We start from the raw sequence: 24,198 nt of genomic DNA, 5'->3' as shown, positions 1-24,198 counted from the left end.
CTATTTTGTTAGGAATTATGTCCCAGCCTCATCCTAGTTTCGGCATCAAATATAGAGACTTTCGTGTTAAGTGTTTCTATATTTGCGTCTAGGACTAGAAATAAATTTGTTTTTTATCGTCACATTTTTAATGTAGTCCATAACTTTTAATATGCTAAAAGCCTCTAGGGTTTCTATTTATCTTCTAGTATTTATTTATTAATATTTATATGTTTAACTTTTTTTGATATCTTACATGTCTTTTAAGTGGATGATATTTACTTAGGTCAGGTAGTTCAAAATAATCAAATAATGACATCCCAATTTTTTCCATTACTTTTCGAGAGGCCAAATTCCCCTCAGCAGTAAGACTAAATACTTCTTCTATGCCTTTTTCTTTTGCATACTCTAAAACAGCCATAGCACCTTCAGTAGCAATGCCATTCCCCCATACTTCAGGGATAAGTCGCCATCCAATTTCATATATAGGTAAATTTTCAAAAGGATATTTACTATCTTTTGGTAAGTAGTTTAACCCTATATATCCTAGCCATGCTCCTGTCTCTTTAAGCTCAACAGCAAACAGCCCAATTCCTTTTTCTTTTAAAATATCATCCATTCGTTGCATATCTAATTCTGAACGTCTATAACTTAATAGACTTGGAAAATAGCGTCTTACCTGAAGATTTGCATTCATTTTTTGAAAAGATAATAAATCTTTTTCTTCCCAATCACGCAATCTCAATCTTTCTGTTTCTATATAAACAACCATTTATCCACACTCCATTACCCAAATACAATTATGAAAAAAGTGTGACATGGAGTATATAACCATAACACACTTCGTTTCGTTCATTTTGATTAAAAAATTATTAATTTTTTGAAATATAACTTATTAATTCGATATGTACTGGAATTTCTTTTAACTTATTACGTTGATTTTTAGGTGCTACAAATGTTGCATCGATATAATCATTACGATGATTAAGTTTAAAAGTAGCTACAAATGTATCACTTTCTGATTCAAAATTTGGCAAGTGTGCTACAACACGTTTAATGTCTCCAGTTGAATGAGTTACTGTACGTCCAGTAATATTTTCAATCTCTTTACCTAATTCTGGAAGTGTAAGGTCACGTCCCTCTAGAATTTGAAAATCATGTTCATGCATAGTTATCTCTCCAATACTATAAATTATGTGCTGAATTTTATTATTATATTTTTAAACTTTATTTTCAAATATATGGATATTATATTCAAAATGTATTTAAATACTATTACCCTTCTTATTCTATCGCCAAACCTGCAGCCTTTTAAAACCGATATTAGTTGTTCTCTGTAGACGAACTAGAGCTTGTATTATTACTTGATTGTTCACTATTTGAGTCACTACTTTGTTCTTCAGTACTACTAGAACTTTCATTTGATAAATTCGTTTGACTTGAGTTATCCTTTTTGGATTTTTCAGTTTCTTGTTTAACTGATTCTTTGGCAACAGAACTATCTACTTCTTTTTGTAACTTTTCTCGTTGCGCATTGAGCTTTTCTTTTTGTTTCTCTAGATTATTTTTTTCATTTTTTAAATCTTTATTTTCTTTTTCTAGCTGTTTAATATCATTTTCTAAAGATACTTTTTCTTCACTTTTACCACATGCTGACAATATTAAAGTCGCTAATAGTAAAAGTACAATCCACTTCTTCATATATTTCTCCTTTAAATATATATCAATAACACTTATTTTAACATGAAATGTGGCATGATTCATTTTATTATTTTAAGTCTTTTCGCATTTTAACATGAGTTATATCATATCCTTGTTCATGATTGATATGAATCATTTGTTCATTATTCGCATCCACTGTGCTTTCGATAGAATGTGCATCTTTTTCTATCGCCCATTGTTCTAATGCCAATTTTAAATTAGTAGCTATCCCACTGTTTCGACAATGAGGGTGTGTATATAACATTTCAATCGTTACCACTTTCGTACTCGTTTCAAAATGACCCCAAATGAAAGCAGAAGGTTCTCTAAAATCATGTTTTGACTCAATAACATAAATAATATCTTGGTTCATGTTTAATCTTCTCTCAATCATTTCTTGTCTTAAAGCTATAGAGAGCGTTGTAGCATGATAATTTAATCCACTTTTTTCTAAGTAATATTCATGAATACTTGCAATATTCTCAATTAATTGATCATCAGTAATTGAAAGACTTCTCATTTTATATTCTCCCTATTTATACATTATATTCTTTACATAACTATGATATGATTATTCATATTTAATATATAATAATCAACTTTTAAAACTTTTAAACATTTTTATTTTTAAGGGGATAATAAATGAAATCGACTGCAACATTAGCCCGCGAAAACAACGTGAAATCCATGCGTTTAAATAATACGGATCGAGAAATCTTTGAAAACTATATGACTTATATTAGATCAGATTTACGTGTAAATCCGCATGATAGTGAACTCATGCTCAATCGTATTTTGAAGGAGTTACTTGCCGCAGAAAATGATGGAACTTTAGCTCTTGAATTTTTCGATCATGACCCAAAAGCACACGCTAAAAAACAACTTAAATCCCTACCAAATGAAACATTTAAAAATATTGTTAAATCTATTTTTAGAAATTTTATCTTTTTAATGGGTATATTCTTTTTCTTTAAGGGGTTTATCGGTTTTTTTGTTCCTGATAATCATAATGAAGTATATTTATATACCTTTCCCATTACGCTCATCATTGGTTTAACTATTATATTTCTCTTTATTTTAGTCGTTTTTAAAACTGTTCAATTACAGTGTTTTAATAATTCGCATTGGATTTGGTGGTTTAATTACTGTATTATTGCATTACTAGTAGTAGCACTATTTTATGTATTTTTTATTCCACAGTCATTTTTAGCATATGGACCTAGTATTCAAATTAATAATTGGGCATTTATTATCATTTCTATAATTATTACACCTATTGCTTTCTATATAGAACATCATTTTGTTGATGAAGATTCAAATACTGTGTTATAAAAATATGAAATAAGAGCCTAGAACATTATTCTCAAAAACATAACAACTCTTTGAGCGACATATAAATTAAATAATTATAAAAAAGACCCTTTTCCTATTATTTCAATAGAAAAAGTGGTCTTTTTCATTTGTCGAAGGATTTAAAGTCCCAGACTTTTATTTTCATACATAATCATTTCTTTTAATTATTGTATATTCATAGTTGAGGATGTAAACTTTTGATCTTTAGTGAACAATATTAAAATCATACCAATAAAAATAGATAAGGCAGAAACATAAAAAACGTTTTCTAATCCAACCCAATGACTCATTACACCACCTAATAAATTTCCACATAATTGTCCTATTACCATTGCATTAGCAAATAAAGTCGACGCATAACCAGGAAAGTCAGGTAGTATATCTTGGAAATAACTAATACCCAGTCCTAACAAAATCGCTAAATAAAATGCTAAAAATACTTGTCCTATCATCATCATATATATATTTTCAAATATACCAATACTAAAATAAAATAGACCACCACTTATGGCTCCTAGTATAAGCAAAGTGCGTGTAGATAATTTGGATGCTAAAATCCCTAATATAACCATAAAAGGCACCTCTAAGCCGGCACATAAACTTGCTAAAGTACCTACATAACCTTCTCGTTCTTTCAAATATTCTGTAACGAATAATGGCATATTCATTGTATACATCCACTGACCAATATGTAGAAGTATAAAAGCAATAAATGGAATAAATAAAGCTTTATCTTTTAACATATTAGGTGCAGTTATTTCAATACTAGCAGTATCTTTAACTTGTTCGTTTATAGTCAGATTTAAATCTTTATAAAAGAATATTTGTAACAACAGTGTAAATAATAAAATGATAACTGTGCCGCCAAATAGACCTGCGTAGCCCATAAATTGAATGAGATATGCACCAATGAGTGGACCAAATAAAAAGCCAAAAGAGAACATTGATCTTAAGACAGTATTAGCAAATTTCGCATTATTTCTTGATGAAGACGCATTAATAGATTCTCTAGCGGATGCATATAATTGGGGCATTGCAGGTGCGAATAATCCTTGAAATATCGCATATACTATAATAAATAGCCATATATGATGGATGTAAAAATATATAGAAAAACTAAGTGCTCCCATAAATAGTGCACAAATAATAAGTATTTTCCGATTAAGATGATGTGTATCTGAAAATCTAGCAACAATCGCATTTACAGTAAATTGACTGACTGCAGCCAAAGCTAAAAGAACACCAAACTGATTTGTCGACATTCCTAGTTCATTTGTTGCGAATAAAACAAAGTATGGCACTGTAATGGCAATACCCATTCCTAAGAGCATCATATTAATAAGAAATAATTTATAGTTTTTAATATGCAATAGTGCTGAAAACATATACTATACCTCTATTCTTCTTTTAAATTGCAATATTGATTAACTATTATTTAGTAAAATTAAGTATTAAAGAAACAAAAGCATCAACTTGTGGTAGTTGCAATATACTACTATCATAACTCATATACGTTGAGCGGATTAACGGAAGACCATCAATGTTGACTTTTTCAAATTCAAATACGTGATGATCAATATTCTTCATCATTATTTCTGGAAGAATAGTTACTCCTACACCACTTATTAGCATTTCTTTACATGTTGCCACTTGATCTACTGTAATGGTAGCATGATAATCTTGTCCAAATTTTTCACTATACCAATGATTAATTTGATTGATATATATTGGATCTGCTTGAAATTCAATAAATGGTAACTTTGACACATCTTCATGACGTTCTTTTGGATAAATAAAATAATGTTCATCATCAAATAAATGGATATTTTTTAAATTCATTACTTTATTCCCTCTAGTAATTAAAAGGTGATAATCTCTATGATTAGATCTAATTTGCTCTGTTGAACCCACTTGAACTTGTATTTCTACATTAGGAAATTGTGTATTATACAAACTCAATACACGGGGCAATATTGTTTGTCCAATTAAAGATGAACATCCTATAGATATGGTTCCATTTACTTCCCCTATATGTGCTTGTATTTTATCGAAAAACATTTTTTCTCGATTCAACATATCACGTGCATGTTCGATAATCATTGCACCTTCTGTAGTAGTAATTAATTGTTTTTTAGTACGAATAAATATTTCTACTCCAAACGCATGTTCAATTGCTTTTAAGCGTTGCGTGACTGCTGGTTGTGATATATATAAAATTTCAGCAGCTTTTCTTAACGTTTTCGTCTCATCTAATGTAATTAGTAATTGATAATCTTCAATTTTCATAGCTTCCCCCTTATGTTTATCCACGAATACGGCTATGATGATAAATAAAATTGATACTATTTCATTATTGTTTTAGTATTAAAGAAATATAATTACGCTTTCTTATGCTTATTTAATTTACCTATCATCTTTTTATAACAATGCATAATTCGATGATGTATCTCTGCAAAATTGTCCTCAATCTCAATCATCAATTGATGAGCGATAATATAAGCTTCATGGTATTGTTTCTTCGTAATTTGTCCATTTTTCAAAGCTAGTTCTAAATCATGTTCATCTACTAACTCATATTCACCAGTGGATGGTAAAACCAGCACATCTAAAAATAAATCTAATGTTCTCGCGTTCCCTTTTTGAGTAATATTTTTAATGTTAATATCAAAATAGTACTCTAATGGATTCCCCTTATCATCAAACATTGCAGTAATACTATAGCGTTTTTTTTCTGGCAAAATTTGTAACCATTTATAGTTATTATCTACTACAACTACATTTTGATCGACCACCGTCACCTCTAAAGGCTCACGCACCTTTTTCATCGTGACCAAGCCAATAATACCTTTAAACCTATTATTATTTACCTTAACTTCTATGTAATCACGTTCAATTAGGCGACGCCAGTGACGTTTATCTATGTATTTAATTTTCATAAAGCCACCAACTCCTTGTCATTATTATATTAAACTAAGTAAACCATGTCATCTTATGGCATGCTTTATTACTTTTAGCATATAAATTTATTAATTTTTCAATTTCATTTTACTACAACTATTAAATTTTTAGGTAAAATTGACAAAAACACTAAGATTTGATAGTTTTATTCTATATTATCTGAAAATTCTAAATAAAAGGAGCGTTTTATATATGACAGTTAGACCTTTTCGAGCAGATCACGTGGGAAGTTTATTACGTCCTAAACGCCTAAAAGAAGCGAGATTTAAGTTTAATAATAATGAATTATCTTTAGAAGAATTAACACGTATTGAAGACGAAGAAATCGAACGTATTATTGAAAAACAAATTGAGATTGGTTTACATAGCATTACAGATGGAGAATTTCGTAGAAGTTGGTGGCACTTTGATTTTCTAGAGAATATTAATGGCGTAGAAGGATATACTCCTGACCACGGATTAGAATTTGAAGGTGTAGAAACACGTGCACATAATGTGAGAATTGTGGACAAAGTATCATTTAATCCAAATCATCCACACTTTGAACACTTTAAGTTTTTATATAAAAAAGTGGCTGGTCGCGCAACTGCTAAAGTATCAATACCTAGTCCAAATCAATTATTCCACCCTAATATTTTAAATGAAACGATTTACCCTAATATAGAAGATTTTGCAAATGATATTGCCAAAGTTTATCATGAAACGCTACAAGCATTTTATGACTTAGGAGCGCGCTATATTCAATTAGATGACGTATACTGGGCTGGTTTAACTGACGGTACTCAAAAAGTGAGAGGTCGTCAACGTTCTGAAGATGAAAAACTAAAAGCACGTGATTTGGCCTATAAAGTGATTAATAAAGCGATCGAAGGACTGCCAAATGACTTAATTCTGACTACTCATATTTGTCGTGGTAACTATAAATCAACTTGGGCAATTTCTGGAGGATATGAAGCCATCGCCCCTTACCTATTTAAAGAAAATTTAAATGGTTTCTTTTTAGAGTATGATGATGAACGTTCAGGTGATTTCGAACCGCTTCGTTTCTTTAATGACAATGCTTATGCAGTTTTAGGACTTATCACCTCTAAAACAGGTGAATTGGAAAATAAAGACACAATTAAAAAAAGAATTAAAGAAGCAGAACAATATGTAAATATTGACCATATCTGTATTAGTCCACAATGTGGTTTTGCTTCTACAGAAGAAGGGAATGCTCTAACTGAACAAGAGCAATGGAACAAATTAGCTTATGTTGTAGAATTAGCTAATGAACTTTTTGGTACTGCTGAATAGAAGCATGTCAGCAATGGTGTCCTCTATCTCTTTTTAAAAAAGACACTTCATTCATGTAGTTATACTTAACTAGATGAATGAAGTGTCTAATTATTAATACTCAATGTTTTTCAATGCATATTTTTGAATCATTCGGCGATATTGTGGATATACTTCTATCAACTCATCTTGTGTGAATAATTCAAAATACTTAAATTCAAATGCAGGTTGACACATACAGCCTACTAAACTATAACCTTCCGAATGAGGTACACTCGAAGCAAAAATGGTTCCTTTGGGAACAACATATTGTAGCACTTCTCCATGGTCTACATTTGGACCTAACAAGACACTACGATACTGGCCATCTTCAGTTAACATATGTATCTCTAGTGATACACCAGCATGATAATACCATACTTCATCAGCATCTATACGATGAAAATGCGAGATATCATCTGCTTTTAATAAGAAAAGTATACTACTAAAAGATGCCCTTTCTTCTTTCTTTATACCCTCTGGTCGAATAGTTTCTTTATAATATCCACCTTCTGGATGAGATTCCAAGTCTAACGATTGTATCCAAAACGAAGCCGTGTATTTCATTATTTTAAGTCCACATTATGGAAAACATTTTGAACATCTTCTAAATCTTCAAGTGCATCAATAAGTTTTTCAAGTGTTGCTTGATCATCTGCTGAAAGTTCAATGTCAGTCTGAGGTAACATTTCAAACTCTGCAATTTTAAAGTCTTCTACACCTGATTGACGTAGTGCCTCTTGTACTTGTGCAAATTGATCAGGTTCTGCATACACAATCGTCAAGCCATCTTCTTCAATAACGTCTCTTACATCTACATCTTGTTCCATCAATGTTTCTAGGACGTCATCGGCAGATTTTCCTTCGACACCAAACGTTGCAGTATGGTCAAACATATAAGCTACTGAACCAGATACACCCATATTACCACCATTTTTTCCAAATGCTGCTCTAACATCTGATGCTGTACGATTCACGTTATTAGTTAAGGCATCTACAATAATCATGGAGCCACTTGGACCAAATCCTTCATAACGTAGATGGTCATAATTTTCATCTCCACCACCTTTAGCTTTATCAATGGCTCTATCTATAATATGATTTGGAACAGAATATGTTTTTGCTCTTTCTAGCACAAGTCTTAATGCTTGATTTGATTCAGGATCTGGCTCCCCTGATTTAGCCGCTACATAAATTTCTTTACCAAATTTTGCATATATTCTACTAGTATTTTTATCTTTTTGGGCTTTTTTTTCTTTAATATTATTCCATTTACGTCCCATATTGTCATCTCGCTTTCTTACTCAATACTACTTATTATATAGTATTAATAATTTATTGTCTAAATTGAAAAAATGTTACTTCTTTAAAAAAATAAAATACTGACAAAGCATCCCCCTGTCAGTACTCTCCCAATTCATTTAGTTAATTACTTAAAAATCTTTCTACATCATTAAATAAAGCATTAAATTGATCAATATTAGATTTGTTCATATAGATAAAAATTTTACGTTCATCTTCTGTTGATCGAACCTTACTTAATTTCTCTTTTTCTATTAGTCTGCGTATAGAAACAAGTAATTTTGTTCTACTTAATTCTAGTTCTTCAATTGCAACTTTTAAGAATGTTTGCATTAAAATTTGATCGTCTGCTGTGTATTCGTAAGCTAATTTTAATAAAGCTAAATCATTTAAGGTTAGTTTGTATTCTTTGTCTATATATCCAGACAACGCTTTATATTGTTTATAGATTTTCAGCAAGCGATTTAATTCATCGTTACTCAAGCATTTGCACCTCCAATAAAAGCGAACAATTCAACATATATTATCCTTTAATTTTGGAGTTCTGTCTTTTGCATTTGTTTTGAATTTTTTGTTAAATTTACCAACAAACTCAAATATTGTTGTGCAAAACTTTTTTGAGATGAAATTTATTATTTATATATCTCAATTATATAAAGCCCGTTATAATCAAGTTTAATTTGTAATGCCTCTTTATTAAAGTCATGTTCTCTAATTTTAAAAGAAGAATGTAATAAATGATTTACTTTCTTCAAGAATGTTTTAGACCATTGATAACGATTACGTATGTCTTCAGTAATAATATGATTAATATTGCCATTATAATCATCAATCTTTTGAATTTTTATAAGATGATTTTTATTTGTCTTATGTTTAAAATCTACATATATATCAGTTTTTTCATAATTAGCATTTCGTGATTCACTTTCTAGAACACGCCAATCATATATAAATAGTATGAATTTATTTTCTTTTTCAATCACTATATAGTGATCTTTAATGTATTTTGGTTCCTGACTAAGCGTCATGATATATGCCATCATTGTCCCTAATATTGTTTTAAAACCTTTTTCATCAAAAAGATGTAAAGCATTAAATTGATGACTATCCTGTCTAAAATTGAAACCAATACCATCAAAGTGTTGAGCTGATTTAATGTTTGTTTCTACAATTAACGGGGCACTACTATTTAAGTCATTATATTCACTATTTAAAAACGCATGATTTTCAACGTTTAAAAATATGATTCTTTGATTTTCTAAATCAATGTGATTTAAAATTTCACGTATATTTTGATATCGTAATATATTCTTTACTAATAAACGATTATTATCTTCTATTAAATAGGGTTGATTTAGTTTTGAATTATCAATAAACAGAAATTGGAAATTCACTCTTTTAATTTGCGATTCTAAAGTTTTAAACAAAACTGGATTATTTAGCAAGTTACTAATTTCTAATCCAAAAGAAAACCGATTTGTTTTATGTTGTATTTTTAATATCATACGATAAATGGCTTTTAAATCAATCTTTTCTAAATCAAAAACAATCCCTAATTCGTGATTTACATTTACTTCAACTTGGTTTATTTCAAGATAATCTAATACATTTTCATATGTCATTTCAAGGAAGTCAATTAGATTTAAATCCTCAAGTTTAAAACTTATATTTAGATTTTTTCTAATAATATATTCAAATATTCGCTGAAGTTCTTTAACAGTGAAGTGTTCTTTTATTTCTTTCATATCCGCTCTTACATAAATCATTAATGACGGACTCTCGTCAAGATAATCGATATATTTCTCTAAAAATAACAGTTTTATTTCTTCAATCGTATTGATCTGTACTACACATTGATAAGGTTTAATAAACGTATCTAATTTTGAATCGATATATATTTTATGTTCTGTTTTCTTTTGATAATAATATTGTTGTGACTGAATCATATCTCTTATATTTTGTAAACTATCATCAATATGAGTTTCATAATCCATAAAAATCATTTTTTCATATTTATTACACGATCTATATTCATTTGGTGTCATTCCCATATAACTTTTGAACGTTTTAGAATAACTTGATGCATTACTAAACCCTACTTTTTCACTAATTAAACTAATCGTATCGTTTGTTTTCAATAATAATTCAAATGAATTTGCAATCTTCAAAGTGTCTACATAAGTTTTAAAACTAATATTTAACAACTGTGTAAATTGTGATGATAAATTAGATTTAGATGTAAATAGATTAGATGAAACGTCTTTTAATGTTAATTTCTTTTCAATATTTTCGTTAATATAGTCTAATACTTCACTTAACTCCCCATAATAAGCATAATTATATTGATCATTAGCAATATCTATTTCAACACTACCTTGTCTTCCAATAATTTGAACAATGTCAACTATGTATTTGTTATCTTCTGAAACAGATTTATGATTAATATGATTCATTGTTATCTGTAATAATGCTTTTTTTATTGCATTAATAGATTTAACTAAATTAATTGAATATTTATAATCAAAGAAATTAAATCCTTCTTCTTTAAACCAATCACTTGCAATATAAATCATTATTGTTTTCTCATTCTTATTAATTGAAAAAATATCTTTATTGTTTATAACGTAGATATCGTTATTAATCGTCACTTTTTTGGCAAAATGTTGAATTTCTAATGAACCTTTTATTGGGAACAGCAATATGATACCATCTTGACAACGTGTCATTTGATATTCATGCTTAGTAAGTACGTGAAAATACCCATTAGACATATACTAACCTCTTTCTAATCTTGGTAGTCCTTCTTTTAATGTGTTTATATAAAAATGCTAATTTATAAGTGTTTAAATATAAATCTATCACAACATTAATACTAAATCAAAAATACGTATAAAATTAAATTAAGTTTAATTTTATATTAAATACATTTCATAATTATTTAAAAAAGATGCTCTATAATTGCCTTCTTACTTTAATAAAATAAACAGCTTTAGACTACTCTTTATTTAAAATGTTTTGAAAACAATGTGAGAACATCTTTTCTAAATATTCAACTTATTATAAATATGAATGTCTAGTTTTTAAAGCGATTTGCTAAATTCAATATATCTTTGATGATATTTAATAAATTAAGAAATAAATTAAAACCCATTTCTCTTGGCGTAAATCTACCATGTTTCATACGATTAAAATCAAATAATGTATATAGTAAAAACAAGACTAAACTAACCATTGTAATAACGATATGGAATATTGAATTACGAATAAATAAGCCAACTAGACTAGCAATAATAAGCGCAATTAATGTTACAAATAAATATTTACCTAAGCTAGAAGCATCATTAATGACAAAATACCCCAATATTCCAAATACAATGAACGCTATAATGGCTAACAATATATTTTTATAAAAAACGTCTGCGCCTAAATTTTGCATATACATTGAAAATGTTGCATACGATAATAAGCCAATAATAATAGCATAGATATGCGAAATAATAAGACCATATTTACGTGCTCTTTTAATAAATAACGTCGCTAATACAATAACAAATAATGTGATTGATAAAGGACGTCGCCATTCTACAGGCAAATATTGACCTAAATAACAGCCAATCCCAAAAATAAGCCAATAATATGTAAAAAATAGCCAAACTTTACGATATGCATGGTTTTGTTGAGTATTATCTTTTGAACGTGCGTTTTGATGTTGATGATTTACTAAATTTGAAGAACTCGGCATCTTATACTCCTCTTTTAAATAGTATCTTACATTAATTGTACAATATTTGTTGAGAATAAAAAAATAGTATAATTTATTTACTTTTAAGTAGGTATCTTATCAAGAAAATACAAAAATTATTACAAGTTTAAATCATTAAAAACAATTCAACTTACCTCTTACACGATACGTCCTTGCTTCAATTTTACTGTAAGAAATATTACAAATTTCTTTTTAAAGCAATTTAATTTTATCTAAATAAAACTGTTAAAAACTACTGTATCAAGGGTTTTTATCTATTTACAAAAAATCGTATTACTTTTAATCATATTACAAGATAATAACAATCCACATATTCTTATATTTTTTTGATAGTATATGCATGTGATATAAAAAGGTAAATTATACAAATTTAACAATATTAAATTCTAAAAATAAATTTTAAAATTCAAGGAGGGTACGTAGTTTGAAAAAGTTAGCTTTTACGTTATCTATTGCGTCAGGAGCTGTAGCATTTTTCTCTCATCATGCTGAAGCATCAACACAACATACTGTTCAACCTGGAGATTCTTTATGGAGTATTGCAAACAAATACAATACCACTATTGATGAGCTTAAACGAAATAATCAATTAAATGGTAATTTAATTTTTCCAGGACAAGTACTAACTATTAATGGATCGTCAACTACAACATCTACTACATCAAGTAGTTTATCAAGTAAGTCTTCTACTACTTATACTGTTCAATCTGGTGATTCACTTTCTCGTATCGCTAATAAATATGGAACTTCAGTTACTAACTTAATGAATGCAAATAATTTGAAAAATTATTTAATTTACCCTGGTCAAGTATTAAAAATTCCAAGTAGTTCGAGTACTACAAACTCATCATCTACTAATGCTTCACCAACCTTTAACCATCAAAATTTATACACTGCTGGGCAATGTACATGGTATGTGTTTAATCGTCGCGCCCAAGCTGGATTACCCATTAGTACATATTGGTCTGATGCTAAGTATTGGACTTATAATGCTGCCTCAGATGGTTATATTGTTAATCATACTCCTACTGTTGGAGCAATTATGCAATCGACTGCTGGGTATTATGGCCATGTAGCATACGTGGAGCGTGTGAATCCAGATGGTAGTATTCTAATTTCAGAAATGAATTATACATATGGCCCTTATAACACAGATACTCGTGTGATTCCTGCTTCATTAGTTTCTAACTATAACTATATTCATTAATATGATTCAAACCACAAAATAAGCTTGAGACATAAACATGTCTCAAGCTTATTTTGTGGTTATTTTACCTTAAAGAAAAATATTTAAAATCCAAAATATAATTGCTGCTAAAATAGCAGAAATTGGCAATGTAATAATCCATGTAATAATCATACGTTGAGCTGTATTCCACTTTACACCTTTTGCACGATTTGATGCACCTACACCTAAAATTGATGACGATACAACATGTGTTGTAGATAATGGAAAGTGTAATGATGAAGCAACGAAAATCGTTAATGCTGAAGATAAATCAGCAGCCGCCCCATTAGCAGGTCGTATTTTCATTATATTTCCGCCTACTGTTTTAATAATTTTCCAACCACCAATTGCAGTTCCTAGACCCATTGCTGTGGCACAAGCAATTTTAACCCATAATACTGGTTCCACATTCGATGGATCTTGTAAATTCGCTACAATCAAAGCAAGAGTAATAATACCCATTGATTTTTGAGCATCATTTGTACCATGTGAAAACGATTGAAGCGCTGCAGTAAACATTTGGAAAAAGCGGAAATTACGATTTGCTCTCGTAAGATTCGCATTTTTAAAAATAATTTTAACAATTGTATACATGATAAAACCAACACAAAATGCGATAATTGGTGAAATAATTAATACAATGATAATCTTAGTAAAACCTTGGTAATGTAATACTGTAAACCCCTGTGCAGCTATTGCAGCTCCAGCAATAGCGCCGATTAAGGCATGAGATGAAGAACTTGGTATACCATATAACCAAGTAACCAAATTCCAAACAATAGCAGCGATAATAGCCGCTAATACTACTACTAGACCATTTTGTAATTTAAATGGATCTACGATATCTTTAGTAATTGTTCCAGCTACCCCTGTAAAAGTAAGTGCACCTATAAAGTTCATAATTGCCGCTAGAAGAATAGCTGTTCTTGGTGTCAATGCACGTGTAGAAACCGCAGTAGCAATTGCATTTGCTGTATCATGAAAGCCATTGATAAAGTCAAAGACTAAAGAAAATGCAACGATAGCTATAGTGATGACTAATACATATTCCATAATTTAAAACTCCCTTAGCTATTTTTCATGATAATTGTTTCAAAGTTGTTAGCAACAGCTTGACATTTATCAGCGATATTTTCTAAGCTTTCGTAAATATCTTTAATTTTAATTAAAGTGATTGGATCGGTTTCACTATTAAAGATATGTTTAATTGATTGTCTTAATATACCATCACAATTTGTTTCAAATTCTTTAATATTAATTGAATGAATTCTCATGTGAGATAATTTTTTATCAACAAGTAAACCAACTGCTAATTTCATTTCAGCGACAGCTTTTTGAATATTGTCAACAAATTCAGCCATATATTCATCAGTATATTCAATTGAATACATTTCAAACATTCCAGATGTTTCTTCCATTGCATCAAGTACATCATCGATTGCATTACACAATGATAGAATGTCTTCTCGTTCAATAGGAGTGATAAATGTTTGATTTAAGTCGCTAATGACTTTGTGCATAAGTTCGTCACCATGTGACTCGTACGTTTTAATGTTATCAGAATAAGCTTTTAAATCTAAATGGGTATTAAAATCCATTTTCCCGAATTCTACAGCTGCACGGTCCAGATTAAATACCATTTCTTCTAATTGAACCATAAACTTATCCTTTTTCTTAGTGAACATTATAATGCCTCCATTTTAGCGATTGCTATCAATCACACGTTTATTATTTAATTTAAGACAATTTAAAAATGAGCTACATTTACAATAGCTTATTTTAAAACATTATTTAGAAAGCTTTTGTAAAATTTATGTAAATATAATGTTATACCAGTTACGATACACTTCTACTTAACGCCTAAGTTGTCTCTAATTGAAAATATCATAAATTTTTCATCTCTACAATAAATTTACAAATTCTTTACAAACTCGAAATATTCTCTCTTAAATTGAGTGATTGATCGTTCGCTTAGAATGATTATAAGCAATAAATGCAAACATACTATATACGATTGTATAAATAATCATAACGATAAAAATGGACGTTTGATTTGTGAATCCTATAAATTTCATAAATACAAGTGCTGCAAAATATGCATGAAGTAAAGCAATAGCTAAAGGTAGTCCAAAGTTAAACGCCACTTTCAATTTTAGACCTCTATCCATATCTTTTTGAGTAAAACCTAATTTACGTAATATTGAATAATTTTCTAATTCATCTTCAGTTTCATCAATTTGTTTAATATAGATAATACATCCAGTTGCTATAAGAAATGCAATACCTAAAAAAGAACTTATAAATAATAAAATTCCTGTTAAACTTGAAATTTCGCTTGCTATCTGACTTCTAGTTTTTAAATTCTGATTCATGTGATTGATAGTCTTTTCTAATCTAGGTATATCTTTTGTATGTTTTAAATCAAAACCATGTTGAGAAATGATGTCCTTATTTTTAACATGTTGTTTTATAAATTGATAATCCTCGTTATTAAGCACGAGTGTCGGTCCACCTAAATCTATACTCTCTTTAAAATAAACTTTATGAATCACTTTTCGCAGTTGAACTTTAGTATGATGTCGTTTCGTACCAATCAGTGTTGTCCCGTGTGGTCGATGTTTAGTTAATTCAGGAATAACATCTTCTGGGATAATTAAATCTGCTTGTCCTTTTTTCAAAGAAACATTTGAAAAGTAATCTTCACTTGTTACAGTCACCGAATAAGGTCTAGCTGCATTTACATCAAATAGATAATCTTTATATAAATGCGTGTACACTACTTGCTTATAATTATAGTTATATGCAATATGCTGTTGCTCTAATTGATATTTTAACTTTTCAGACAAGATGTCGTTGTTCGTTGTTACTTCATAAGGTGATTCTAATGAAATTTCTTTACTTAAAGATCCTCGACTAATTGCTGCAAAACATAGGACCGATACGGTAATAGCAGAAATAATAGAAATGATTGTTAAAGAGAAAGCATTCTTTCTAATCCTAAACATTAATGAAGAAGTGAAAATAACATCATTTACAGTTACATTTCCACTTTTAAATGATTTAATTATTTTTAATATAAGAGACACTGAACTTCTGAAAAAGAAATAAGCTCCGATCACAGTTAAAAATAAAATAATAAAAGGTAATACGATATCATCTAATAATTCAACAAATCGTGTGGATAAATAATATCCTGCCAAAATGAAAACAATACCTAAAATTCCTAGAATAATTTCTCCAAATGTAATATGTTTACCTGTTTCATCTATATATTCTTCAGACTCCATTAATTGCGTAACAGAATATTTATTTAAGAAAATGATAGCTTGAAGAATAATTAAAATATATGCAATGATTAAAATAAATAAGGTTTGAATTATAGCGTCTATACTAAAAACAAGCGAAACCGAGGTATGTATACCTAATAATTTCAATATAATCATAAGTAAAATTTTAGACCCAACAATCCCTATTATCACACCTAAAACTGCAGTGATTAAGAAAATAAACAATTGTTCTAAAATAAACATATAAATAATACTTACTTTATTTAACCCCATAATCTGTAATAGTCCCAATTCGTAACTTCGTCTTTTAATAAAAAGAATATTGGTATACATAATAAAGACAACGATGATTATAAATAGAAAATAACTTCCTATTTTAGAACCCTCTCTAATCATAGATAAAGACTCATGTATATGGAGATGATGAACATATTTAATCGTAATAAAACTAAAATATAAAACGGTACTAATGACTAATGAAAACATATAAATAGCATAGTGCTTGATATTTCTTAGGAAATTTCTCCAAATAATATAGCTAAAACTCATAAATCTTGCCACCTAATATACTTTGGGCTCTTAATATTTCTTCATAAAATAATTGTTTATTATCTTGTCCTTGATAAATTTCAGTAAATATTAAGCCATCTTTCAACATTACAACACGATTAGAAAAACTTGCTGCAAGTGGATCGTGTGTAACCATAATAATAGTTACATCATAGATTTTATTTATTTTTTCAAAACGTGTGAGTAAATCCCTAGTGTTCTTAGAGTCTAAAGCGCCTGTTGGTTCATCCGCAAAAATGATTTTAGGATATGTAATAAATGCACGCGCTGCAGATGTTCGTTGACGTTGTCCCCCTGAAATTTCAGACGGATATTTGTCACTAATATCATATATATTAAGCGCTTCAGTAATTTGTCTATAACGTTTATTCATTTCTTCCTTATTTAATTTAAGTACTGATAAAGGCAACATAATATTTTCTTTTACAGTAAGTGTGTGTAATAAATTATATTCTTGAAAAATAAATCCAATATCTTTTTTTCTAATTTCTGATAGTTCCTTATTTGATAACTTTTCCAATTGTTTTCCATTTAGTATTACAGATCCTTGTGATAAATAATCAATTGAACTTAAAACATTAAGTAATGTTGTTTTACCAGATCCAGAAGGTCCCATAATTGAAACAAACTCTCCAGTTTCAATATTTAAATCAATGCCTCTTAACACTTCTTGTATCGTTTGTTTTGTCCCATATGTTTTAACAATTTGCTTTGCTTGTAATATTGTCAATTTAGAATGTCCCTCACTATCATATATTTTAACGATTGAATGATATAGATGAACCTGAGACGTCACTATAAAGTCCCAGGTTTCACTCAATGTTCTACTCACTTATTACACTAAAATGATATTTCCATAAGCTTAATTTATGTATTTACTTTAAATATTATATAAGTTTTAGTCCAAACTTTTTATAGTAAAGTCCAATATCTCCTTGCGATAAAGCGAACAATTGCACTTATATACTATTTTAACAACGTCTTTATGATAGACTTAATTTCTCTTGTGACATTCTTTCTATGACTTCGTTTTGCATAGGGAACGTTAAAATAAATGTTGTTCCTTCACCCACCGTCGACTCGACCTCTACTTCAATACCTAATGGATGTCTTACACTTTCTACTAAGTATAAACCAATTCCAGAAGAAGTTGTTTCATTACGATTTGCGGTAGAAGTATAGCCTCTTTCAAAAATACGTGGTAAATCTTTAGCACTAATCCCACGCCCATAATCAGTAATTTCTAAAGCGATATGGTCTTTTTTAGCAAACGACCGAATCACAATATCTTTTCCTTGAGAATATTTCAAAGAATTAGATAAAATCTGTCTAATCATCATGCGACACCATTTTACATCTGTAAATACTTCTGGATTCGTGTCAAATTCTAATTCATAGCCAATACCTTTAACTTGACTGATATGCCGCGTAAGTTGAATTTCTTCGATCACTAAACGTTTTAATGGTACTTTTTCGAAATACATATCTCTATTTTTAGATTCAAGACGTGTTAAATAAAGTTGCTTATCTAATAATTCATTCACTCTTGACCATTCATAAAGTAAGGCTTTCTTACGTTCCATATCTTCAACTTGATCAATTAATAATTTCATTGCTGTAACAGGTGTTTTAATATCGTGAACAAATTCAGTTAACGATTGTTCAGACGCTTGTATATGAATTTGTTGTTCAGTAGCTCTTTCTTTTTGAAACAATAATTTACGATATAAATAGTCCACCATTTCCTGTTGAAATGGATTCTCAGCTAATTCTTTATGTTTAATTTCTTCGATTTCCTTATTATTATAAAAATGTTGATATAATTTTACTTCTCTTAAAAAAGTAAAAATAAGAAATATACAAGTTAAACCTATATTTAATAAGACAATGTACGCTACACTTTCAATTGCCATATCATAGTCTATATATGCCATCCCTAAAAACACAAACTGCAAAAATATAATCCAAAATATCCAATTACTTCGTGTTTTAAGAAATAGCCAAAACCATTTCACATTACTCATGTGCCATATATCCTTTACCTACTTTTGTTTCAATTTCTGTTTCCATATCGATCTCAGATAATTTTTTTCGTAATCGATTTACATTGACTGTTAATGTGTTATCACTCACAAACGCTTCATCATCCCATAACGCTGTAATTAATGTATCTCTAGTCACAATTTGATTTTGTTTTTGAATTAACATTTCTAAAATAATCATTTCAGTTTTAGATAAATAAATGATTTTATCGCCTTTTTGAATACTATCTTTTGAAAGATCTACTAGTGCATCTTGCCAATTTAATGTACGTCTTTCTTCTGCGCCAAATTGATATACGCGTCGATAAATTGCTTGTAACTTCGCAATTAGTACGTTGGTATGAAAAGGCTTTTGCATATAATCATCTGCACCTAATTCCATACTCATCACTTGATCCATAGGATTATCACGTGACGATAAAAATAAAATAGGCACATTAGATACTTGTCTAATTTGACGACACCAATAGAATCCGTCATATTTAGGTAATTGCACATCCATTATAACGATTTCTGGTTGAACATTATGATATGTTTCCATTACGTTACTAAAATCATTGACACCATAAACAAAAAAATCCCAATTTTCTAATTCTTTCTTTAGTTGTTGAAAAAGCGTCTGATCATCTTCTACTAATAATATTTGCATGTGTTTTCATCCTATCACTTTGTATATTTCATTTTTTCTCCTGATTGCACACGTCCATTGAAATGCCTAATACGACAATCAATTTCAAACCCTCTCATAATTAAACCTTGTACGGGAGCTTGAAAAAAATAATAGAGTGGCCATAACAATTTAGGAATATAATCATATAGTTGAACAATTACTAAACGCGTTCCTTTAATTTGACGAAATTCCAATTTTCCTTGTTTTTTAGAACGTTTTTTTATAATTGAACCGCCTACTAAATTAAATGTAATTAAACTATTATCATTTACTTCTTTCTTCATTACTAATAGAGGCTTAAACTCATTACGAGCATATATTATATATCGATTTTCTATATATTTCGTGTGTAAAAATGTACCACGTGTATCATTCAGCCATTTAAAAAAATAAGCGACTAATTGTTCTAAAGACCATTTCCTAGGTAATATCATTCTTAATGCTGTCCGTATATCATTATATTTAGACACTTGTAACTCAACATTAATATGAGAGCGTTTGATATAGGTCTCAGTCGTTTCTACAGGAACACCATAGTTTTTTAAACATTGTATTGTCTCATTATCAAAGCGACTACCGCTTACGTACAAAATTTTATTTATTTTTTGTTGTGCTGCTGCTCTTGCAAAATTATCGGCTGCAATGAGATTTAAATCACGTGCAGTTGCTTGAGTAAGCTTGGCAGAATTTTTATTAGGATCTAAATAAAATACTGCAATATTCATACCTGACATTGCTGATTTAACATCTTCATAATTATAAATATCTTTTTTTAGCCATTTTATATTATGATTAAACTCTTTTTTTGTATTTGGATATTTAGATAAAGCAAACAAATTTGCATCATTTTCTATCACACTGCTAATATTCTTACCTATATAACCACTACCACCCGCTAATAATACATTAGGTTTCATTATTCTGTTACTCCTTTTTAAAATTCTAAATATGTATATTTTTTAAATAATTGGTATAATATATGTTATATTACTATCTCAGGAGGAAGCCGAATGGCTCATATTATTCGTGAAATTAGTATAAAAGATACTGAAGCTTTGACAACATTATTAACTAAAATATATGATGAATCTGATTATACACTTTATAATCCTGGAGAATTTAACCCTAGTGTTTCTTCTATTAGTAATCTTCTAGAGCGTGTTATCACTTCTCCGAGAAATACCATATATGTAGCTGAAGAAGATGATCAACTCGTTGGATGTATATTCGTCACTACTGAAAAATACGAACGTACACAACACGAAGCAATCATTACACTTGGTGTTACTAAATTTTATCAAAAAAAAGGTATTGGACTTGCTTTAATTAATGCTGTTGAAGCTTGGGCTCTTAACCATAATATTAAACGTCTTCAAGCTTCAGTCGTTCCTGAAAATACAAACGCACTCATGCTACTTAAAGGCGCTGGATTCAATATTGAAGGCGAACTTAAAAATAAATTACTGATCAACAATCAATATTTTAATAAATATATTATGGCTAAATTACTACTTTAATTACAATATGTATTATACGCTACGTTCAAAATGCAAAAAAGCAATTCGTGTTAATTACACGAATTGCTTTAGACTGTCTATGAGTTATTTAACTTTGTAGGCAGTTTTTTTATGGATTATTTATTTTATTAATTTTAAGCAATGTGGTCTTTGTTATCACTTTTACGTAAATAATATTTAATAAGCACTGCTACCACAATAAATAATCCAACTACGCCCATAATGTTATATAAGAAGTTGATTAAATCTGCAAAACCAACGAAACTTAAAATAAAGGCTGCAATCATCATAATAACAATAAATATATGATATTTTTTACTGTATGGCTCAGTGAAACGTGCAGCAAACGAATAAGTCAATCCTAAAATAGTATTATACATTACTGCTAACATAATCACTGTTAAAACTAATCCAAGCCATGGATGAATTTCGTTCGCCAATTTTAAAGTTGGAATTTGTTCATTTTTAATTTGTGGATATTCTGATTGTAGTGCAAAGTTAATCAGTGCAAGTAAAACAGTATACACTACACCACCAAATAAAGCACCGGCACCAGATACTTGACGTTTAGATGCATCTCCACCAATCGCCACAACCGTACTAAATCCTACAGCAAAAGCTAATCCACCGTACATTAACCCTCTAATAATACCTAAGAATAAACTTGGATGATCTACTGTACTATTAACTTTACTGATAGGGATACTTCCAGCGAATAGATAATATATAGCAATAAGAACTACCATGACAATCAAGAATGGTGTAACGAAACCTAACGCTCTTACGATCTTATTAAAGTCTAATAATAGTGTTAAATAAATAACGACCGTCATAATTAACGCGCCAAGCCATGTAGGTATACCAAAGCTCTCTTCGAACGTTGCGCCTGAACCTGCAATCATTGTTACAGCAATCCCAAATAAGAAAAAGACTAGAATATAATCAAAAATTTTACTGAATTTTTCACCAAATAAATATTGTAATGTTGATTCATGGTTTGTTGCTTCAAAAGCCGTTCCAATTTTAGCGACTTGTCGCCCTATAAATCCTAAAATTAATCCTGATATTAACACGCCAATATATGACCATAAACCATAAGGCGTGAAGAATTGCATTACTTCTTGCCCTGTAGAGAATCCTGCGCCTACTACAATCCCCACATAAGCAAAACCTATTTTTATAGATTCTTTATTCAACCCCATGTATTAATTAACCTCCTTATTTTTGACACATTCAAAATTATAACGTACTAATAATATTATGCAACAGTGCATAAACGTTGCGAGACAACGCTTATCGCTTCTAAATACTAGTGTTAATACCCTTACAAACAATTTAAAAAATTTAATATTTTTAATAATTTGTCACAAAAAATTATATTTGAGTTACTAAGTAAAATATTATTAAAAAAGAGTTAGATAAAATGAATAACTATGGTTATTCATTATCTAACTCTCTTATTTCACTATATTATTTTGAACTTCCAAATTTCTTTAATTCATCAAAATTTACTATAACATTATCCATGCGTTTAGCTGAATCTTTTAACACATTTCTTGCTACATGATTATTAGGATCTAATTTTAAAATTTGTTTAGCTACTTTAAACGCTTCAGAATCTGAAATAATTGGATCAGGTATAGCATATAATAATAGCATTTGAAGCAAACTTTTTATTTCTTTACCATTTGTTAACTGAATAGAAGCATCTGCATGATAATATGCCGCTTCTAAAGCACCTTCCACTTCACTCAAAGGATAGACTAATAATAAAAATGCTAAATCATGTAATTCTGCTGTTTCATTAGCCTTCATCATATCTAATATACAAGTATAAAACATAATGTTTTCTTGTTCATGAGCACAGGATATATATACTTCTTCGAATTCCATAAAATCAATATTGGACATTATATTTTTAATTTCTTCAAATTTACCGTTCAGAACGTAAAATTTAATATCTTCTTGTAGCATAATGTCCACCTACTTTCATCATCAATATCATGCTATTTATTTTACCATATTCATTTTGGATAATCATTTTATAACCTTTTTTTTATATAAAAAAAACATCAAAATTTATCATTACTTATTTAAATGCTGTAGACTTAAATGAAGAACGATTCACTTCTTGAATCGCTTCATTAGCAGTTTTACCAACACTTAAAGACATTGCTGCTGTAAAACTTCCTTCTACAATGGGTGCATTTACTTTGTAAATATGATACTTACCTTTATACATATCAATTGCTAAATCGATATTCATTTCTGATGATCCTAAATCATAAAAACATAATGCATCATCATCTAACTGATTAATCAATTGTTCAATATCATCATATGAAGTTCCAATTTCACCATTTACTCCACCATAAGCAATCACATTTATGTCATTTGTCATTTTATTTAATAAATTTTTAGTTCCCTTAGCTATTTCTTCACTATGACTAATAATAACTATAGTTGTCATCATTTCAACTCCAGTCAATCAATTAAATAACGAATTTGATTTTT

The 24,198-nt window shown here is 29.2% G+C and carries 26 protein-coding genes; 4 read left to right on the top strand and 22 right to left on the bottom strand.

All coding sequences use genetic code 11. The annotated features are described in order from the left end of the window. Positions 1-205: 205 nt before the first annotated feature. The 4 genes from HMPREF2561_RS07005 to HMPREF2561_RS06990 all read right to left on the bottom strand — a co-directional run bounded on the left by HMPREF2561_RS07005 (position 206) and on the right by HMPREF2561_RS06990 (position 2,200). Positions 206-751, bottom strand: a complete 546-nt coding sequence (locus HMPREF2561_RS07005; protein ID WP_070468579.1) for a GNAT family N-acetyltransferase — start codon at positions 749-751, stop codon at positions 206-208. A gap of 100 nt (positions 752-851) precedes the next feature. After that, the gene (locus tag HMPREF2561_RS07000; RefSeq protein WP_049420405.1) at positions 852-1,148 is read right to left on the bottom strand and encodes a hypothetical protein; all 297 of its coding nucleotides are present in this window, start codon (positions 1,146-1,148) and stop codon (positions 852-854) included. Between the two features lie 154 nt (positions 1,149-1,302). Further along, on the bottom strand, positions 1,303-1,680 hold the full coding sequence (locus HMPREF2561_RS06995) for an SA0632 family lipoprotein (RefSeq protein ID WP_017175983.1): 378 nt from the start codon (positions 1,678-1,680) through the stop codon (positions 1,303-1,305). Positions 1,681-1,747: 67 nt separating this feature from the next. After that, the gene (locus HMPREF2561_RS06990; protein ID WP_070468577.1) at positions 1,748-2,200 is read right to left on the bottom strand and encodes a GNAT family N-acetyltransferase; all 453 of its coding nucleotides are present in this window, start codon (positions 2,198-2,200) and stop codon (positions 1,748-1,750) included. A 122-nt stretch (positions 2,201-2,322) separates the two neighbouring features. Between HMPREF2561_RS06990 and HMPREF2561_RS06985 the strand changes: the two genes are divergently transcribed. After that, a complete protein-coding gene (locus HMPREF2561_RS06985) occupies positions 2,323-3,012 on the top strand; it encodes a DUF1129 family protein (RefSeq protein ID WP_017175985.1) in 690 nt (229 codons plus the stop codon). Between the two features lie 185 nt (positions 3,013-3,197). On the opposite strand, the gene HMPREF2561_RS06980 is transcribed toward HMPREF2561_RS06985, so the two are convergent. From HMPREF2561_RS06980 to HMPREF2561_RS06970, 3 genes are all read right to left on the bottom strand, one after another. Beyond that, positions 3,198-4,418 carry a sugar efflux transporter gene (locus HMPREF2561_RS06980; protein ID WP_017175986.1) on the bottom strand — a complete coding sequence of 407 codons (1,221 nt, stop codon included), beginning with the start codon at positions 4,416-4,418 and terminating at the stop codon, positions 3,198-3,200. 46 nt (positions 4,419-4,464) lie between these two features. Beyond that, positions 4,465-5,319: a LysR family transcriptional regulator gene (locus HMPREF2561_RS06975; protein ID WP_070468574.1), complete on the bottom strand. Its 855-nt coding sequence runs from the start codon at positions 5,317-5,319 to the stop codon at positions 4,465-4,467. A 92-nt stretch (positions 5,320-5,411) separates the two neighbouring features. Continuing rightward, positions 5,412-5,969, bottom strand: coding sequence for a ribonuclease FAU-1 family protein (locus HMPREF2561_RS06970; RefSeq protein WP_017175988.1), 558 nt, complete (start codon positions 5,967-5,969; stop codon positions 5,412-5,414). A 214-nt stretch (positions 5,970-6,183) separates the two neighbouring features. On the opposite strand from HMPREF2561_RS06970, the gene HMPREF2561_RS06965 reads away from it, so the two are divergent. Then, positions 6,184-7,287: a 5-methyltetrahydropteroyltriglutamate--homocysteine S-methyltransferase gene (locus tag HMPREF2561_RS06965; RefSeq protein WP_049382104.1), complete on the top strand. Its 1,104-nt coding sequence runs from the start codon at positions 6,184-6,186 to the stop codon at positions 7,285-7,287. A gap of 93 nt (positions 7,288-7,380) precedes the next feature. Here the strand turns inward: HMPREF2561_RS06965 and HMPREF2561_RS06960 are convergent, their stop codons facing one another. The 5 genes from HMPREF2561_RS06960 to HMPREF2561_RS06940 all read right to left on the bottom strand — a co-directional run bounded on the left by HMPREF2561_RS06960 (position 7,381) and on the right by HMPREF2561_RS06940 (position 12,349). Next, positions 7,381-7,872 (bottom strand): cupin domain-containing protein, encoded by a 492-nt coding sequence (locus HMPREF2561_RS06960; RefSeq protein ID WP_017175991.1) that lies wholly within the window; start codon positions 7,870-7,872, stop codon positions 7,381-7,383. Beyond that, positions 7,872-8,588, bottom strand: a complete 717-nt coding sequence (locus tag HMPREF2561_RS06955) for a YebC/PmpR family DNA-binding transcriptional regulator (RefSeq protein WP_049379647.1) — start codon at positions 8,586-8,588, stop codon at positions 7,872-7,874. The genes HMPREF2561_RS06960 and HMPREF2561_RS06955 overlap by 1 nt, the downstream gene beginning before the upstream one ends. A 142-nt stretch (positions 8,589-8,730) precedes the next feature. Continuing rightward, positions 8,731-9,090: a transcriptional regulator, SarA/Rot family gene (locus tag HMPREF2561_RS06950; RefSeq protein WP_017175993.1), complete on the bottom strand. Its 360-nt coding sequence runs from the start codon at positions 9,088-9,090 to the stop codon at positions 8,731-8,733. Between the two features lie 149 nt (positions 9,091-9,239). Continuing rightward, positions 9,240-11,378: a helix-turn-helix transcriptional regulator gene (locus HMPREF2561_RS06945; protein ID WP_049379648.1), complete on the bottom strand. Its 2,139-nt coding sequence runs from the start codon at positions 11,376-11,378 to the stop codon at positions 9,240-9,242. 302 nt (positions 11,379-11,680) lie between these two features. After that, complete coding sequence (locus tag HMPREF2561_RS06940; protein WP_017175995.1) at positions 11,681-12,349, bottom strand: Bax inhibitor-1/YccA family protein; 669 nt, start codon at positions 12,347-12,349, stop codon at positions 11,681-11,683. A 445-nt stretch (positions 12,350-12,794) separates the two neighbouring features. Here HMPREF2561_RS06940 and HMPREF2561_RS06935 point away from each other — a divergent pair, with 445 nt between their 5' ends. Continuing rightward, complete coding sequence (locus HMPREF2561_RS06935) at positions 12,795-13,577, top strand: CHAP domain-containing protein (RefSeq protein ID WP_017175996.1); 783 nt, start codon at positions 12,795-12,797, stop codon at positions 13,575-13,577. Positions 13,578-13,646: 69 nt separating this feature from the next. On the opposite strand, the gene HMPREF2561_RS06930 is transcribed toward HMPREF2561_RS06935, so the two are convergent. The 7 genes from HMPREF2561_RS06930 to HMPREF2561_RS06900 all read right to left on the bottom strand — a co-directional run bounded on the left by HMPREF2561_RS06930 (position 13,647) and on the right by HMPREF2561_RS06900 (position 21,084). Further along, a complete protein-coding gene (locus tag HMPREF2561_RS06930) occupies positions 13,647-14,651 on the bottom strand; it encodes an inorganic phosphate transporter (RefSeq protein ID WP_017175997.1) in 1,005 nt (334 codons plus the stop codon). Between the two features lie 14 nt (positions 14,652-14,665). After that, positions 14,666-15,283: a DUF47 domain-containing protein gene (locus tag HMPREF2561_RS06925; protein WP_002449132.1), complete on the bottom strand. Its 618-nt coding sequence runs from the start codon at positions 15,281-15,283 to the stop codon at positions 14,666-14,668. Between the two features lie 261 nt (positions 15,284-15,544). Beyond that, positions 15,545-17,434: an FtsX-like permease family protein gene (locus HMPREF2561_RS06920; protein WP_070468572.1), complete on the bottom strand. Its 1,890-nt coding sequence runs from the start codon at positions 17,432-17,434 to the stop codon at positions 15,545-15,547. Further along, on the bottom strand, positions 17,424-18,185 hold the full coding sequence (locus HMPREF2561_RS06915; RefSeq protein ID WP_017175999.1) for an ABC transporter ATP-binding protein: 762 nt from the start codon (positions 18,183-18,185) through the stop codon (positions 17,424-17,426). The genes HMPREF2561_RS06920 and HMPREF2561_RS06915 overlap by 11 nt, the downstream gene beginning before the upstream one ends. Before the next feature lie 253 nt (positions 18,186-18,438). Then, entirely contained in the window at positions 18,439-19,479 is a 1,041-nt protein-coding gene (locus HMPREF2561_RS06910) for a sensor histidine kinase (protein ID WP_048683078.1), read from the bottom strand. Beyond that, positions 19,472-20,146, bottom strand: a complete 675-nt coding sequence (gene graR, locus HMPREF2561_RS06905) for a response regulator transcription factor GraR/ApsR (protein WP_017176001.1) — start codon at positions 20,144-20,146, stop codon at positions 19,472-19,474. Before graR ends, HMPREF2561_RS06910 begins: the two co-directional genes overlap by 8 nt. A gap of 14 nt (positions 20,147-20,160) precedes the next feature. After that, entirely contained in the window at positions 20,161-21,084 is a 924-nt protein-coding gene (locus HMPREF2561_RS06900; RefSeq protein ID WP_048761281.1) for an NAD(P)H-binding protein, read from the bottom strand. Positions 21,085-21,177: 93 nt separating this feature from the next. On the opposite strand from HMPREF2561_RS06900, the gene HMPREF2561_RS06895 reads away from it, so the two are divergent. Further along, entirely contained in the window at positions 21,178-21,684 is a 507-nt protein-coding gene (locus HMPREF2561_RS06895; RefSeq protein WP_049379653.1) for a GNAT family N-acetyltransferase, read from the top strand. Between the two features lie 134 nt (positions 21,685-21,818). On the opposite strand, the gene HMPREF2561_RS06890 is transcribed toward HMPREF2561_RS06895, so the two are convergent. The 3 genes from HMPREF2561_RS06890 to dhaM all read right to left on the bottom strand — a co-directional run bounded on the left by HMPREF2561_RS06890 (position 21,819) and on the right by dhaM (position 24,154). Beyond that, positions 21,819-22,886 carry a YkvI family membrane protein gene (locus tag HMPREF2561_RS06890; RefSeq protein WP_049379654.1) on the bottom strand — a complete coding sequence of 356 codons (1,068 nt, stop codon included), beginning with the start codon at positions 22,884-22,886 and terminating at the stop codon, positions 21,819-21,821. A 268-nt stretch (positions 22,887-23,154) separates the two neighbouring features. Continuing rightward, entirely contained in the window at positions 23,155-23,658 is a 504-nt protein-coding gene (locus tag HMPREF2561_RS06885; RefSeq protein ID WP_017176005.1) for a hypothetical protein, read from the bottom strand. A gap of 115 nt (positions 23,659-23,773) precedes the next feature. After that, positions 23,774-24,154 carry a dihydroxyacetone kinase phosphoryl donor subunit DhaM gene (dhaM, locus tag HMPREF2561_RS06880; RefSeq protein WP_017176006.1) on the bottom strand — a complete coding sequence of 127 codons (381 nt, stop codon included), beginning with the start codon at positions 24,152-24,154 and terminating at the stop codon, positions 23,774-23,776. Between the last annotated feature and the right edge of the window lie 44 nt (positions 24,155-24,198).

The sequence above is a fragment of the Staphylococcus sp. HMSC069E10 genome (genome assembly GCF_001809205.1).
Lineage (GTDB): Bacteria > Bacillota > Bacilli > Staphylococcales > Staphylococcaceae > Staphylococcus > Staphylococcus hominis.
This window is presented reverse-complemented; position numbering and strand designations above follow the sequence as displayed.

Excerpts from the sequence above, each read along its gene's own strand:
- HMPREF2561_RS06990 (WP_070468577.1), bottom strand. The coding sequence starts at position 2,200 with ATGAGAAGTCTTTCAATTACTGATGATCAATTAATTGAGAATATTGCA.
- HMPREF2561_RS06885 (WP_017176005.1), bottom strand. The coding sequence starts at position 23,658 with ATGCTACAAGAAGATATTAAATTTTACGTTCTGAACGGTAAATTTGAA.
- HMPREF2561_RS06970 (WP_017175988.1), bottom strand. The coding sequence starts at position 5,969 with ATGAAAATTAAATACATAGATAAACGTCACTGGCGTCGCCTAATTGAA.
- HMPREF2561_RS06920 (WP_070468572.1), bottom strand. The coding sequence starts at position 17,434 with ATGAGTTTTAGCTATATTATTTGGAGAAATTTCCTAAGAAATATCAAG.
- HMPREF2561_RS06925 (WP_002449132.1), bottom strand. The coding sequence starts at position 15,283 with ATGTTCACTAAGAAAAAGGATAAGTTTATGGTTCAATTAGAAGAAATG.
- HMPREF2561_RS06965 (WP_049382104.1), top strand. The coding sequence starts at position 6,184 with ATGACAGTTAGACCTTTTCGAGCAGATCACGTGGGAAGTTTATTACGT.
- HMPREF2561_RS06895 (WP_049379653.1), top strand. The coding sequence starts at position 21,178 with ATGGCTCATATTATTCGTGAAATTAGTATAAAAGATACTGAAGCTTTG.
- HMPREF2561_RS06890 (WP_049379654.1), bottom strand. The coding sequence starts at position 22,886 with ATGGGGTTGAATAAAGAATCTATAAAAATAGGTTTTGCTTATGTGGGG.
- HMPREF2561_RS06980 (WP_017175986.1), bottom strand. The coding sequence starts at position 4,418 with ATGTTTTCAGCACTATTGCATATTAAAAACTATAAATTATTTCTTATT.
- HMPREF2561_RS06995 (WP_017175983.1), bottom strand. The coding sequence starts at position 1,680 with ATGAAGAAGTGGATTGTACTTTTACTATTAGCGACTTTAATATTGTCA.
- HMPREF2561_RS07005 (WP_070468579.1), bottom strand. The coding sequence starts at position 751 with ATGGTTGTTTATATAGAAACAGAAAGATTGAGATTGCGTGATTGGGAA.
- HMPREF2561_RS06930 (WP_017175997.1), bottom strand. The coding sequence starts at position 14,651 with ATGGAATATGTATTAGTCATCACTATAGCTATCGTTGCATTTTCTTTA.
- HMPREF2561_RS06940 (WP_017175995.1), bottom strand. The coding sequence starts at position 12,349 with ATGCCGAGTTCTTCAAATTTAGTAAATCATCAACATCAAAACGCACGT.
- HMPREF2561_RS07000 (WP_049420405.1), bottom strand. The coding sequence starts at position 1,148 with ATGCATGAACATGATTTTCAAATTCTAGAGGGACGTGACCTTACACTT.
- dhaM (WP_017176006.1), bottom strand. The coding sequence starts at position 24,154 with ATGACAACTATAGTTATTATTAGTCATAGTGAAGAAATAGCTAAGGGA.
- HMPREF2561_RS06985 (WP_017175985.1), top strand. The coding sequence starts at position 2,323 with ATGAAATCGACTGCAACATTAGCCCGCGAAAACAACGTGAAATCCATG.
- HMPREF2561_RS06960 (WP_017175991.1), bottom strand. The coding sequence starts at position 7,872 with ATGAAATACACGGCTTCGTTTTGGATACAATCGTTAGACTTGGAATCT.
- HMPREF2561_RS06910 (WP_048683078.1), bottom strand. The coding sequence starts at position 19,479 with ATGAGTAATGTGAAATGGTTTTGGCTATTTCTTAAAACACGAAGTAAT.
- HMPREF2561_RS06955 (WP_049379647.1), bottom strand. The coding sequence starts at position 8,588 with ATGGGACGTAAATGGAATAATATTAAAGAAAAAAAAGCCCAAAAAGAT.
- HMPREF2561_RS06975 (WP_070468574.1), bottom strand. The coding sequence starts at position 5,319 with ATGAAAATTGAAGATTATCAATTACTAATTACATTAGATGAGACGAAA.
- HMPREF2561_RS06900 (WP_048761281.1), bottom strand. The coding sequence starts at position 21,084 with ATGAAACCTAATGTATTATTAGCGGGTGGTAGTGGTTATATAGGTAAG.
- HMPREF2561_RS06945 (WP_049379648.1), bottom strand. The coding sequence starts at position 11,378 with ATGTCTAATGGGTATTTTCACGTACTTACTAAGCATGAATATCAAATG.
- graR (WP_017176001.1), bottom strand. The coding sequence starts at position 20,146 with ATGCAAATATTATTAGTAGAAGATGATCAGACGCTTTTTCAACAACTA.